The sequence below is a fragment of the Candidatus Accumulibacter phosphatis genome, from assembly GCF_012939955.1.
Taxonomy (GTDB): domain Bacteria; phylum Pseudomonadota; class Gammaproteobacteria; order Burkholderiales; family Rhodocyclaceae; genus Accumulibacter; species Accumulibacter delftensis.
In genome coordinates this window covers 37,990-51,614 of the sequence record NZ_SPMY01000033.1, presented here as the reverse complement: position 1 = coordinate 51,614, position 13,625 = coordinate 37,990, and the positions used below count along the sequence as shown (strand labels likewise).

Below are 13,625 nucleotides of genomic sequence, written 5' to 3'. Positions count from 1 at the left end.
TGCCATCCATCCTCTCAATACGCTTCCGCGACATCGACAGCGCGCCGTGCCAAACTTCTGTCTAGAGCAATTGCAGCGGCGGCGTCAGTCCTAGAGAGGAGGCCGAAAGGCTGCCCTGCACGGCGGTCTGGCCAAGCTTGGCGAGGACTTTGTTGGCTTCGCGCAAGCGGCGGAGCACATTGGTCACGAGAACTTTGTTGAAGCGTTCGCGCAGTTCGTCGGAAGCCAATTCCAGCGCCGCGCTGTTGATTTCGAGGAATAGCGTGGCTTCCAGAGTGACTACGGTGGCGTGCCGCAGGGTGTCAGTGGGATGCATGAAAGCCATTTCGCCGATCACGTCGCTCGAACCCAGTCGGCAGATGACCCGCCCGTTGTTTGATACTTCGACGAAGCCGTCAATGATCACGCCGAACTTGCGGTGATTGTCGCCTTCGCGGATCAGGGTGACCTTCTCCGATATCTCCCGCCACCTGCTGATGCGCAGCACTTCCCAGAGCTCGATATCCTCGAATTCAACGAAGAAGTCGAGCTTGCGCAGCCTTTCGAAGTGGGTCAGATCCTGTTGGGTCTGGTCTTCGTCGAGCATCTGGTAACGCACCGCCGAGAGATCCTTGGCGAACGCGGCACCATTGCGGTAGCGGCTGTAGAGGTCTTTTTCAAGAGATTTCTTGATGATTGCATCGAGGCCAGCCGGCAGGTTGGGGTTCAGCGCACAAACCGACGGCGCATCCATGTTGACGATCTTGTAGACCAGCGTCGCAGGATTGTTGGCACGGTACGGTAGCCGCCCGGTGAGTAGCTGAAACAGTAGTACGCCCAAGGAGTAGAGGTCGGTCTTGTGATTGAGCGGGTAGTTCTTGACCTGTTCGGGAGACATATAGGCGGGTGAGCCGACGCCCATGACGAAGGTCGAGTCCTGGCCCATGTCCTTGTGCAGGTTCAGCCCCAGGCCGAAGTCGGTGATGCGCGGATTGTCGTCGGCGTCGAGCAGAATGTTGGCCGGCTTGATGTCGCGATGGACGACGCCCTGGTGGAAAGCGTGATCAAGCGCCAGGCAGCACTTGAAAATGATGCCGATGACGCGGTGCATCGGGAGCAGGCGGTTGATCGAGCAGAAGCGGTCGAGCGCTCCGCCGTCAACGAATTCCATGACCAGGTAGGCTTGGTCTTTCTCGACGACGGCGTCGTACACCTTGACGATGTTGGGGTGATTGAGCCGTCGGCCGATCGCGTCCTCGGTCTGGAAGATCTTGCGCAAGCGCCGTGACATCGCTGCGCTATCCTTGCCAAAGCGGATCAGCTTGATGGCGACCTGACGAGTTGCGTCCGGATCCTGGGCCAGATAGACGACCGCTGTCGCACCCTTGCCGAGCGTGCGAATAATCTGATATTTGCCGATTTTCTCCGTCATGCGAGTACCAAGTCCTGTTGGGGGGACTAGAGACAATTGAGATGCTGCTAGGGAAACAAGGCGCTGAATGAGCAATTATGCGCGAATTGCGGTGGCCTTCCACCTCCTCAAGCAGATAAAAAAGCCCTTGAAATCGAAAAACTCGCCCCAACCTGCGTGCAGTTTTCTGGGAGATCATCATCTATGCAAGTAAACGACACACCGCCTGACGAGAGCAACGCGGCGCCCGAAGCCACGGAGCCTGTTGAAGTGATTGCCGAAAGCGCGCCTGCGGAAGGCCGTGCGCCGAGTTTTGAAGACGCCTTGCGTCAAGCCGAGCTGAAAGCCGCCGAGCATCACGATGCCTGGTTGCGTGCCAAAGCGGAAACCGAGAACGTGCGCCGGCGAGCCCAGGAGGATATCGCCAAGGCTGCCAGGTTCGCCATCGAGCGCTTCGCTCGCGAACTGCTGGCGGTCAGGGACAGCCTGGAAATCGCGCTGGCGACCGACACGCAGAGCGTCGACAGCCTGCGCGCGGGAAGCGAAGTCACCCTCAAGCAACTGGTCGCCGCTTTCGAGAAGTCGGCGTTGAAAGAAGTCAATCCGCTCGGCGAGAAGTTCGATCCGAACCTTCACCAGGCGATCAGCGTCGTCGAATCGGAGCAGGAGCCGAACACTGTGGTTACGGTCTTGCAGAAGGGCTATCTGCTGGCCGAGCGCGTGTTGCGTCCGGCGATGGTTGTCGTCGCCAAGGCCAAGGCTTGAAATTCCTGCGATAAGCCCCAGTTTGGGTTTGTCAACAGACATTCAGCCAGTGGGCGGATGTCGTCACAATTTACCGAAATATTGAAAGGATTCTGCTATGGGCAAGATCATCGGCATTGATCTGGGCACAACCAACTCCTGCGTTGCCGTTATGGAAAACGGCAAGCCGAAGGTTATCGAAAACTCCGAAGGTGCGCGCACCACGCCGTCGATCGTTGCTTACGCCGAGGACGACGAAATTCTCTGCGGCGCGCCAGCCAAGCGGCAGGCGGTCACCAATCCAACCAACACGCTGTACGCGATCAAGCGCCTGATCGGCCGCCGCTTTGAAGAGAAGGAAGTGCAGAAAGACATCGCGCTGATGCCTTTCAAGATTCTCAAGGCTGACAACGCCGACGCCTGGGTCGAGGTGCGCGGCAAGAAAATCGCCCCGCCGCAGGTTTCCGCCGAAGTGCTGCGCAAGATGAAGAGGACCGCTGAGGACTACCTCGGCGAGGAAGTGACCGAAGCGGTGATCACCGTGCCGGCCTACTTCAACGACAGCCAGCGTCAGGCGACGAAAGACGCCGGTCGCATTGCCGGTCTGGAAGTCAAGCGCATCATCAACGAGCCGACCGCCGCGGCGCTGGCTTTCGGGATGGACAAGAAGCAGGGCGACAAGAAGATCGCGGTCTATGACCTCGGCGGTGGCACCTTCGACGTTTCGATCATCGAAATCGCGCAGGTCGAAGGTGAGCACCAGTTCGAGGTCTTGTCCACCAACGGCGACACCTTCCTCGGCGGTGAAGACTTCGATCAACGCCTCATCGACTACATCATCGACGAGTTCAAGAAAGAGTCGGGGGTCAACCTGAAGGCCGACGTGCTCGCGCTGCAGCGCCTCAAGGATGCTGCCGAGAAAGCCAAGATCGAACTCTCTTCCGGCCAGCAGACCGAAATCAACCTGCCGTACATCACGGCCGACAGTTCCGGACCCAAGCATCTGACCTTGAAGATCACCCGCGCCAAGTTCGAAGCTCTGGTCGATGAACTGGTCGACCGTACCATCGAGCCCTGTCGTATCGCCCTCAAGGATGCCGGCTGCAAGATAGGCGACATCGACGACGTGATTCTGGTCGGTGGCCAGTCGCGGATGCCGAAGGTGCAGGAAAAAGTGAAGGCTTTCTTCGGCAAGGAACCGCGCCGCGACGTCAATCCGGATGAAGCCGTCGCCGTCGGTGCCGCCATTCAGGGCGGCGTGCTGCAGGGCGAGGTTAAGGATGTCCTGTTGCTCGACGTGACGCCGCTGTCGCTGGGTATCGAGACGCTTGGCGGCGTGATGACCAAGCTGATCAAGAAGAACACCACCATCCCGACCAAGGCGAACCAGGTTTTCTCGACGGCCGATGACGGGCAGTCGGCGGTCACCATTCATGTTCTGCAGGGCGAGCGTGAAATGGCCAACGGCAACAAGAGCCTCGGACAGTTCAACCTCTCGGACATCCCGCCGGCGCCGCGTGGCATGCCACAGATCGAAGTCACTTTCGATATCGACGCCAACGGCATTCTGCATGTCTCGGCGAAGGACAAGGCGACCGGCAAGGAGAACAAGATCAAGATCCAGGCCTCTTCCGGTCTCAGCGAGGAAGAAGTGCAGCGCATGGTGCAGGATGCCGAAGTGCACGCCGAAGAGGACCGCAAGGCGCACGAACTGGCCGAAGCGCGCAATCAGTGCGACGGCATGATCCATTCGGTCAAGAAGTCGCTTGCCGAGTACGGCAAGGAGCTTAGCGATGACGAGAAGGCCGTCATTGAGGCGGCGATGAAGGAAGCCGAAGAATCCATTCGTGGCGACGACGTCGCGAGCATCAAGGCAAAAACCGAGGCTCTCGGCACGGCGGCGCAAAAACTTGGCGAGAAAATGTACGCCAAGCAGCAGGCCGAGACGGCTGGCGGCGCGGCCGAGCAGCATGCTCCCGGAGCGGATTCCGCGGGTGAAGCGAGAAAGGACGACAGCGACGTTGTCGATGCCGAGTTCACTGAAGTCAAAGACAAGAAGTAGGCATACTGCTGCAGGGCGGGGCGTATAATCGCGCCTCGCTCCGTCCCACAACGTGCTTGAGAAACGATGGCTAAACGCGACTTTTACGACATTCTGGGCGTCAATCGCGACGCATCCGATGAAGATATCAAGAAGGCCTATCGCAAGCTGGCGATGAAACACCATCCGGACCGCAATCCGGATAATCCCAAGGCCGAGGATCAGTTCAAGGAAGCCAAGGAAGCCTACGAGGTTCTCTCCGACCCTCAGCAGCGTGCGGCCTACGACCAATACGGTCACGCCGGAGTCGATCCCCAGTCAGGCATGGGCGGCGGTGGCCCGGGCGGTTTCTCCGACGCCTTTGGCGGTATTTTCGACGAGATCTTCGGCGGTGCTCGCGGTGGCGGCGGTCGTTCGAATATCTATCGCGGCGCAGACCTGCGCTACAACCTCGAAGTCACCCTCGAGCAGGCGGCCTTTGGCACCGAAACCAAAATTCGCATTCCGACCATGGAGGTCTGCGCTGCCTGCCACGGTAGCGGCGCCAAGTCCGGCACGCAGCCGAAGACCTGCCCGACCTGTCAGGGGAGTGGCCAGGTTCGTTTGCAGCAGGGCTTTTTCTCGATCCAGCAAACTTGTCCGAAGTGCCATGGCACCGGTCGTTTCATTGCCGACCCCTGCGCTCCCTGTCAGGGCGCGGGTCGTGTCAAGCAGCACAAGACGCTGGCCGTCAAGATCCCGGCCGGAGTCGACGAGGGCGATCGCATACGGCTCTCTGGCGAGGGTGAGCACGGCGTCAACGGTGGGCCGTCGGGAGACCTCTACGTCCAGATTCACCTCAAGGCGCACCCGGTTTTCCAGCGTGAGCAGAGCGATCTGCATTGTGAAATGCCGATCAGCTTTACGACCGCCGCTCTCGGTGGCGAGATTGATATCCCGACCCTTGACGGTGCGGCGAAGGTCAGGATTCCTGCGGAAACGCAGTCCGGAAAGGTTTTCCGTCTGCGCGGAAAAGGCATCAAGAGTGTGCGTAGCCATGCGCATGGGGACCTGCTGTGTCACGTGGTGGTCGAAACGCCGGTTCATCTGACCGACCGTCAGAAGGAGTTGCTGCGCGAACTCGAAGAGTCGAGTCAGGAAAACTCGGGACGTCATAATCCGCGCGCCAAATCCTGGATGGATCGGGTGCGCGACTTCTTCGCGGCGACCTGAGCGCGCTTTTCCGGTGTGCGGGCCAGCGCAGGCCTGTGGCCGGCTTGTCCTGCGCTCTGCGAACGGGGGTCGAGCGGCCCTTGTCTCCGGAATGCCATTCCATAAGCTTGCAATAGATTCTTCGACTCGTTTCTTGGCAGTCATGTAAGCCGCCTGTCAGTTTTTCTTGCAATCCTTCCTTTTTGGTCGAAACGGTCCACAGCCGACCGCGACTCGCACCGAGGAGGAGGGTCTGGCGTATGAGGTTTGCAAAGGTGCTGCTGTGCGCTCTGTTGAGTTGCTTTGGTGGCGTCCTTGCGGGCGAGGCTGGGGTGACCGCCAATAGCATCCTGATTGGCATGACGGCGCCGTTTTCTGGCCCCAATGGCGCTTACGGACTGGATATGAAGCGCGTCATCCAGGCCTATTTCCGTCAGATCAATGAAGCCGGCGGCATCGACGGCAGGATGTTGTCGCTGCGGGTCCTTGACGACGGCTACGAGACCGAGCGCGCGGTGGCTAATACCAAGGCCTTGATCGACACGGAAAAAGTCTTCGCCTTGCTCGCTTCATACGGGTCGAGCCCGACGACCGCCGCCATGAACGAGGCTTTCGGGATTGCCCGCGTGCCGCTGATAGGGGCCATTTCCGGTGCTGATTCGATCCGTCAGTCGCCGAAGGAGCATCCGAACAATCGTTACATGTTCAATCTCCGGGCCAGCTACGCGAACGAAACAGAAGCCCTGGTCCATCATCTGGTTTCGCTGGGCATCAAGAACATTGCCGTTCTGTACCAGAACGATGGTTTTGGCAAGTCCGGACTGGAGGGCGTGGTCAGCGCACTGAAGAAGCATCAACTGACGCCGTCGGCGGTGGCGACCGTCGAGCGCAACTCGGTCGATGTCGCTCAGGCAGTGCAGCAGATCGCCGCGGTCAATCCGCAGGCGGTGATCATGGTGACGCTTTACAAGCCCACGGCAGCTTTTGTCCGGGCCATGAAGAAGGCCGATCAGCTGCCGCAGTTCATGACCCTTTCTCCGGTTGGCGCCGAATTGCTGGTGCAGGAGCTTGGCGAGGCGGCGCGCGGCATCGGCATCTCGCAGGTCATGCCGTCGCCGTGGAGCGATACGACGCGGCTGGCGCACGAGTACCAGAAGTTAATCGGTCCGCAGGGGAAGCCTTCCTACTATGGCCTCGAGGCCTATGCGATGGCCAGAGTGCTGGTCGAAGCGATCCGCAAGACCGGCAAGGAGCCGACTCGCGAAGGGCTGGTCAACGCCCTCGAGAGCATGCACAACCTCGACCTGGGCGGTTATCGCGTCAGCTATTCGGCGAATGAGAGGCGCGGCTCCGGCTTTGTCGACCTGACCGTTATTGGACCAGATGGGCGCATCATGCGTTAGCTTCTCCGGGTTCGTGACTCGGTGACTAGGAGCGTCGCCAGGTGGTTCCGGTCGCGCCATCCTCGAGGACGACACCGGCCGCCAGCAGCTCGCCGCGGATGCGATCTGCGGCCGCGTAGTCCTTGTTCTTCTTGGCGGCAAGGCGCTCGGCGATGCGTGCTTCGATGTGCGCGACGCCGGTCTCCGTCTCCGTCTCGCTGCTTGGCGTCGCTTGCAGGAAAATCTGTGGATCGCGCGTCAGCAGGCCGAGCAGACCCGCCAGCCCGCGCAATTGCCCGGCCACCGCCGGTGACTTGCTGCGATTGAGTTCGGCAGCCAGATCGAAAAGTGCCGCGCAGGCTTCTGGGGTGTTGAAGTCGTCATTCATCGCTTGCCTGAAGCGCAAGGCCTGCGGCTCGTCCCAGTCGACTGGCGAAGCTTCGGCGTTCACGCTCTTGAGCGCCGTATAGAGTCGCGTCAAGGCCTGACGGGCATCGTCGAGATGGCTGTCCGAGTAGTTGAGCGGGCTGCGGTAATGTGCGCGCAAGATGAAGAAGCGGACAACTTCGGCGTCGTATTTCTTGAGAATTTCCCTGATCGTGAAGAAGTTGCCAAGCGACTTCGACATTTTTTTCTTCGGCGACCCGAACGAAGCCGTTATGCATCCAGTAGTTCACAAACTGGCAGTGATGGGCGCCCTCGGATTGCGCGATCTCGTTCTCGTGGTGGGGAAACTGCAGATCCTGACCGCCGCCGTGGATGTCGAAGTGCTTGCCGAGCAGGTCGGAACTCATCGCCGAGCACTCGATATGCCACCCGGGGCGGCCATTGCCCCACGGCGAAGGCCAGAAAGGCTCGTTCTCGCGGGCGTGTTTCCAGAGCACGAAGTCGAGCGGGTCGTCCTTGGCGCTGTCGACTTCGACGCGTTCGCCAGCCCGCAGGTCGTCGATCGATTTGCCGGAAAGCTTGCCGTAACCAGCGAACTTGCGCACCGAAAAGTTCACGTCGCCGTCCCTTGACTGGTAAGCGAGGCCGTTTTTTTCCAGTTGCCCAATCAAGTCGAGCATCTGCGGCACGTAGGCTGTGGCGCGGGGTTCATGATCCGGCGGTTCGACACCGAGGGCCGCGCTATCCTCGTTCATGAAAGCGATGAAGTGCTCGGTCAGCTCCGCGATACTCTGCTTGTTCTCGAACGCACGCTTGATGATTTTGTCATCGATGTCGGTGATGTTGCGAACGTAGGTCACCTGCAGCCCGCTGGCACGTAACCAGCGTTGCACGATGTCGAAAACGACCAGGACGCGGGCATGACCCAGATGGCAGTAGTCGTAAACGGTCATACCGCAGACGTACATGCGAGCCTCGCCGGGGGTGATCGGCACAAAGTCCTGTTTTTCCCTCGCCAGCGAGTTGTAGATTTTCAGCATTTTTGGACTCACGAGAGTGCTCGGCGCCGACCGGCGCGAGTGGGGGAGTGCTTTGGTTTCGACGTACTTCTTGTTAGAATTCACTGGCTAAGTTAGCTCTAAGCGCTGCACCGGCCAGTATACCATAACGATGCCTTCGGTCTCCCCGAAGCCGCGGTCGGCGCTGCTTCCTGCCGAGTACCCGCGATCCGCTCGACGTCTGCAGCAGGGCGCCGCAGTACGGGCGACGGTAGCTGGCGAATCATTTACGAAGGGAGTGCCTGATGTACAAAATGCTTGCACCGCTAGCCGGCGCACTGTTGTCCTTTGCTGCTCTGGCCGCACCGACGGTCGAAATGCAAACGAGCATGGGAACAATGGTCATCGAGCTTGATTCAAAAAAAAGCGCCGAAAAGCGTGGACAACTTCGTCAAGTACGTCAACGAAGGCTTTTACAACGGGACGATCTTTCATCGCGTCATCCCGGGATTCATGATCCAGGGTGGTGGCTTCAACGCCGCGATGGAGCAGAAATCGGCGCCGAGAAAAGTTGAAAACGAAGCCAGCAACGGGCTGAAGAATGATCGCTGGACGATTGCCATGGCGCGTACTTCTGATCCGCATTCGGCAAGTTCGCAGTTCTTCATCAACCACCAGGACAATGCCGCACTCAACAATCCTGGATCCGACGGCTGGGGTTACACGGTCTTTGGCAAACTAACGCAGGGGATGGACGTCGCCGACAAGATTGCCAAGGTCCCGACCGGCAACCGTGCGATGCACCAGAACGTTCCTCTTGAGCCGGTCACCATCCAGTCGGTCAAAATCATCCCCGAGAAAAAATAAGGAATCCCGCATGATCAAGCTGCACACAAGTTTTGGCGTCATTGCTATCGAACTGGACACCGAGAAAGCGCCCCTCTCGGCGCAGAACTTCCTCGACTACGTCAGCGCTGGCCACTACGACAACACGATTTTTCATCGCGTCATTCCGGGTTTCATGATCCAGGGCGGCGGCTTTGCGCCAGGCATGAAGCAGAAGCCGTGCCAAGCGCCCATCAAGAACGAGGCTGACAACGGTCTCAAGAACAATGCCTACACGCTGGCCATGGCGCGTACCAACGAGCCGCATTCGGCGACCGCGCAGTTCTTCATCAACGTCGCCGATAATGCTTCGCTCAACTACCGGGCGGCGAATGCCGAGGGTTGGGGTTACTGCGTCTTCGGCAAGGTCGTCGAAGGCACCGGGGTGGTCGACAAGATCAAGGGCGTGCGCACCGGCTCCTCCGGTTTTCATCGCGACGTGCCGGTCGAGGACGTGGTGATCGAACGCGCTGAAGTTTGCTGAGGGCTGCTCTGGGGTCGGATCTGCAGCAGCCGTGATTCTTTTCATTTCCGACCTCCATCTGGCGCCGCAAGCGCCAGCAATCACGCGTATCTTCCTCGATTTTCTTGCCGGTCGCGCGCGCTCTGCCGAGCAACTATTCATCCTCGGCGATCTTTTCGAAGCCTGGCCGGGTGACGATTGCCTGGCCCCTGCGAATGATGGCGACGAGTCCTTCGCTGCGGACATCGTCGCTGCGCTGCACGCGCTGACCCGCAGCGGCGTTGGGCTGTCGCTGCTGCACGGCAACCGTGATTTCCTGCTTGGCGAGGCCTTCATGGCGCGCAGCGGCGCGCGCCTGCTCGCCGATCCTCACGTCCTGTCGCTGCCAGGCTGGCAGTTCGTCCTTGCCCACGGCGATGCGCTGTGCACCGACGACCACGACTACCAGGCGTTTCGTGCGCTCGCTCGCCAGGCGGATTGGCGCGCCGCCTTCCTGGCCAAATCGCTGCCCGAACGCGAGCAGATAGTCCTCGCACTGCGCCAGCAAAGCGCGGCGGCCAAGCGCGACAAGGCGGATTTTCTGATGGACGTCAATCTCGCCGCAACCGACGATTTCCTGCGCGCGCACGGCTACGCCACCCTCATCCATGGGCACACGCACCGCCCGGCACGCCACGATCACATCGTTGATGGCATTCACGTCGAGCGCTGGGTAATGTCGGACTGGACTGACCAGGCCGGCGAGTGCCTGTGCTGGGACGGCGACACTCTGACCCGCGAGGTACTGACTTGAAGCGTTTTTCTCCCTACAGTCGCCAGCGAAGATGAGCGAGTCGGCCAGCGAACTCCTGCGGCGAATTTTCGGCTATGCGTCGTTTCGTGGTCAGCAGGCGGAGATCGTCGACGAGCTTGTCGGCGGCGGAGACGCGCTGGTGCTGATGCCGACCGGTGGTGGCAAGTCGCTCTGTTACCAGATTCCGGCGCTCCTGCGGCCGGGCGTCGGCGTCGTCGTTTCACCGCTGATTGCTCTCATGCAGGACCAGGTTGATGCCTTGCGGCAGGTCGGCGTCAATGCTGCTTTCCTGAATTCGTCGCTGGATTTTCGGGCGGTGGTCGAAACCGAGCGCAGCCTCTTGCGCGGAGAACTCGACCTGATCTACGTGGCACCAGAACGCCTGCTGACCGATCGTTTCATCGGCCTCCTCGAGCAGCTGATCGCGCGCCAGCAGGTGGCGCTGTTTGCGATCGACGAGGCGCACTGCGTCTCGCAGTGGGGGCACGACTTTCGTCCCGAGTACATGCAGCTCTCGCAGTTGCACGAGCGTTTTCCCGGTGTGCCGCGTGTGGCCCTGACGGCGACCGCCGACCAGCTGACCCGTCAGGAAATCAGAACTCGGCTTGGTCTCGAACAAGCGCGAGTGTTCGTCGCCAGCTTTGATCGCCCCAATATCCGTTACCTCATCGTCGAGCGCGACAACCCACGCCAGCAGCTGCTTGCCTTTCTTGCTGCGCATCAGGGCGCGGCAGGAATCGTCTACTGCCTGTCGCGGCGCAAGGTCGATGAGACGGCGGCCTGGCTGAACACGCAAGGGGTGACGGCTTTGCCCTATCACGCCGGACTGACGAGTGCTGACCGGCAGCAGCACCAGCAACGCTTCCTGCGTGAAGACGGGCTGGTGATGGTGGCCACCATTGCTTTCGGAATGGGAATCGACAAGCCCGACGTGCGTTTCGTCGCCCACCTCGATCTGCCCAAGAGCCTCGAGGCCTATTACCAGGAAACCGGCCGCGCCGGGCGCGACGGAGAGCCCTCGGAAGCCTGGATGACCTACGGTCTCAACGACGTAGTCATCCATCGCCAGATGATCGAGGAGTCTGCTTCGCCGAGCGCACAGAAACGCGTCGAACGACAGAAGCTCGAGAGCATGCTCGCCTATTGCGAGTCGGCCAGGTGCCGGCGGGTCATCCTGCTCGACTATTTCGGCGAGCAGGCGACGCCCTGTGGTAACTGCGACGTCTGCCTGGAGCCACCGATCTTGTGGGATGGCACGGTGGCTGCGCAGAAGGCCTTGTCCGCGGCTTTGCGCACCGGCCAGCGCTTTGGTGCCGGGCACCTGATCGACATCCTGCGCGGCAAGAACACCGAGAAGGTACAGCAGTTTGGCCACCAGGGCTTGCCGACTTTCGGCGTTGGCGCCGATATCGACGAGCGCGGCTGGCGCTCGGTGTTTCGCCAGCTGCTCGCCGCGGGCCTGCTCGACGCCGATGCCTCGGCGTACGGCGCGCTCAAGCTGACCGACAGCGCACGACCGATTCTCAAAGGCGAGACCCGTCTGCAGCTTCGCCGCCAGGTCGAGCGGCCGAAAAGTCGAGCGACCAGGAGCAGCCGAGTGGGCACCGGAAATGCGGCGTCAAGCGGCGCTTCCAGAGCCGGCGACTCGCCGCTGCTGGCCAGCTTGCGCGAATGGCGACTCGCGCAGGCACGCGAGCAGGGGGTTCCCGCCTACGTCATTCTGCACGACAGGACTTTGGGCGAAATCGCCGCGCTGCTTCCCGCTTCCGTGTCGGCGCTCCTCGCCGTTCCCGGCATCGGCGCGGCCAAGGCGGAGCGCTACGGTGACGCTTTGCTGGCCCTCGTCGCGGCGCGCCACTGAGCCAGCCCTCAGGCAGTTGCTGCGGCAGCGGGATAGGGGCGGAGCAGGTCGAGAGCGATGCTCTGCCCTGAGGCCTGCACGATACGTACGTGCTCGCGACGCAGTTGGCGCGCATGGCGGAGGCCGCAGGAGTGCGCAATCATGCCGACCTCCTTGTTCATGTTGCGGCAGTACGAGGCGACGCGTGCCGCCTTGTCGTCGACGACCAGGCCGCGTTGCAGACGCGGATTGTGAGTGGTGACTCCGGTCGGGCAGGTGTTGGTGTGGCAGCGCAGAGCCTGGATGCAGCCGAGAGAAAACATGAAGCCGCGCGCCGTATTGACGAAGTCGGCGCCGCTGGCGAGTGCCCAGGCGACGCGCGCCGGAGTCAGCACTTTTCCGGCGGCGATCACCCGAATCCGTTCTTTCAGGCCGCTGGCGATCAGCGCATCGACAACCAGGGGCAGCGCCTCGTCAATCGACATCGCCATGTGATCGGCCAGCGCCTGCGGCGCCGCACCGCTGCCGCCCTCACCACCGTCGATGGTCAGGAAGTCAGGGGCTGCCTGCAGGCCGCGTCGTGCGATTGCGGCGCTGAGTTCATCGAGGAAGCGCGGGCCGCCGATGGCAGTCTTCACGCCGACTGGCTTGCCGGTCACGGCGCGGATGTGTTCGACCTTGTCGAGCAACTGCTCGATGTTGCTGATATCGGGATGACGGTTTGGACTGAGCGAGTCGCGGCCCTCGGCAATGCCGCGAATGCGGGCGATCTCGGCGCTGACTTTGCTGCCGGGCAGGACGCCCCCCTTGCCTGGTTTCGCGCCCTGTGACAACTTGATTTCAAAAGCCCGCACCGTCTCGTGTGCGGCCACTTCACGCAAGCGCTCGTCGGACAGTTGTCCGCTCTCGTCACGAACCCCGTATTTTGCCGTTCCGACCTGAAAGATGATGTCGCAGCCACCCTCCAGGTGATAAGCAGAGAGCCCGCCCTCGCCGGTATCGAGCCAGCAGCCGGCGGCTGCCGCGCCGCGTGACAGAGCGCGCACTGCCGGCCGGGAAATGGCGCCAAAGCTCATCGCGCTGATATTGACCAGCGACTTGCCGACGAAAGGCGTCCGGCAATAGCCTTCGCCGATAAGCAGCATCGGCGGCTCTTGCTGCTCGGCGTCGAGGATCGGGAAAGGGGCGTTGACGAAGACCAGAGCGCCGGGTTCATGGAGCGGGTACGTCGAGCCGAAGCCGATGATGCCGCCTTCGTTCTTGGCCATGCGATACACCCAGCTGCGCGTGGCCCGGTCGAACGGCTGTTCCTCGCGGTCGCCGAGAAAGAAATATTGCCGGAAGTATTCACCGAGGCTTTCGAAGAAGTAACGCAGATGGCCCACCAGCGGAAAGTTCCGCAACACGGCGTGCTTTTCCTGCGTCACGTCCTGCACGTAAAGGGTGATCAGCGCTCCGGCGACAAAGAGAGCAAGCAGCACTCCCAGGCTACCAAGCAGTATGTTGAGCAT

Annotated in this window: 9 protein-coding genes and 2 pseudogenes; 8 read left to right on the top strand and 3 right to left on the bottom strand. The window is 61.0% G+C overall.

The annotated features are described in order from the left end of the window. Positions 1 to 61: 61 nt before the first annotated feature. The gene (locus tag E4Q23_RS12260) at positions 62 to 1,411 is read right to left on the bottom strand and encodes a serine/threonine-protein kinase (RefSeq protein ID WP_169066897.1); all 1,350 of its coding nucleotides are present in this window, start codon (positions 1,409 to 1,411) and stop codon (positions 62 to 64) included. 183 nt (positions 1,412 to 1,594) lie between these two features. On the opposite strand from E4Q23_RS12260, the gene grpE reads away from it, so the two are divergent. The 4 genes from grpE to E4Q23_RS12240 all read left to right on the top strand — a co-directional run bounded on the left by grpE (position 1,595) and on the right by E4Q23_RS12240 (position 6,769). Next, positions 1,595 to 2,155 carry a nucleotide exchange factor GrpE gene (gene grpE / locus E4Q23_RS12255; RefSeq protein ID WP_169066896.1) on the top strand — a complete coding sequence of 187 codons (561 nt, stop codon included), beginning with the start codon at positions 1,595 to 1,597 and terminating at the stop codon, positions 2,153 to 2,155. A gap of 97 nt (positions 2,156 to 2,252) precedes the next feature. Continuing rightward, the gene (gene dnaK / locus E4Q23_RS12250) at positions 2,253 to 4,196 is read left to right on the top strand and encodes a molecular chaperone DnaK (RefSeq protein WP_169066895.1); all 1,944 of its coding nucleotides are present in this window, start codon (positions 2,253 to 2,255) and stop codon (positions 4,194 to 4,196) included. Between the two features lie 66 nt (positions 4,197 to 4,262). Continuing rightward, positions 4,263 to 5,387, top strand: coding sequence for a molecular chaperone DnaJ (dnaJ, locus tag E4Q23_RS12245; RefSeq protein ID WP_169066894.1), 1,125 nt, complete (start codon positions 4,263 to 4,265; stop codon positions 5,385 to 5,387). Positions 5,388 to 5,626: 239 nt separating this feature from the next. Then, positions 5,627 to 6,769 carry an ABC transporter substrate-binding protein gene (locus tag E4Q23_RS12240; protein WP_169066893.1) on the top strand — a complete coding sequence of 381 codons (1,143 nt, stop codon included), beginning with the start codon at positions 5,627 to 5,629 and terminating at the stop codon, positions 6,767 to 6,769. A gap of 25 nt (positions 6,770 to 6,794) precedes the next feature. Here E4Q23_RS12240 and cysS read toward each other — a convergent pair. Further along, a pseudogene (gene cysS, locus E4Q23_RS12235) lies at positions 6,795 to 8,175 on the bottom strand (cysteine--tRNA ligase). A 272-nt stretch (positions 8,176 to 8,447) separates the two neighbouring features. On the opposite strand from cysS, the pseudogene E4Q23_RS12230 reads away from it, so the two are divergent. The 4 genes and pseudogenes from E4Q23_RS12230 (at position 8,448) to recQ (ending at position 12,135) form a co-directional block, all read left to right on the top strand. Beyond that, positions 8,448 to 9,000 (top strand): annotated as a pseudogene (locus E4Q23_RS12230) (peptidylprolyl isomerase). Positions 9,001 to 9,010: 10 nt separating this feature from the next. After that, positions 9,011 to 9,502 carry a peptidylprolyl isomerase gene (locus E4Q23_RS12225; protein ID WP_169066892.1) on the top strand — a complete coding sequence of 164 codons (492 nt, stop codon included), beginning with the start codon at positions 9,011 to 9,013 and terminating at the stop codon, positions 9,500 to 9,502. Between the two features lie 31 nt (positions 9,503 to 9,533). Then, positions 9,534 to 10,274 carry a UDP-2,3-diacylglucosamine diphosphatase gene (locus E4Q23_RS12220; RefSeq protein WP_169066891.1) on the top strand — a complete coding sequence of 247 codons (741 nt, stop codon included), beginning with the start codon at positions 9,534 to 9,536 and terminating at the stop codon, positions 10,272 to 10,274. A gap of 31 nt (positions 10,275 to 10,305) precedes the next feature. Further along, positions 10,306 to 12,135: a DNA helicase RecQ gene (recQ, locus tag E4Q23_RS12215; RefSeq protein ID WP_169066890.1), complete on the top strand. Its 1,830-nt coding sequence runs from the start codon at positions 10,306 to 10,308 to the stop codon at positions 12,133 to 12,135. 8 nt (positions 12,136 to 12,143) lie between these two features. On the opposite strand, the gene E4Q23_RS12210 is transcribed toward recQ, so the two are convergent. Beyond that, the gene (locus E4Q23_RS12210; protein WP_169066889.1) at positions 12,144 to 13,625 is read right to left on the bottom strand and encodes an FMN-binding glutamate synthase family protein; all 1,482 of its coding nucleotides are present in this window, start codon (positions 13,623 to 13,625) and stop codon (positions 12,144 to 12,146) included.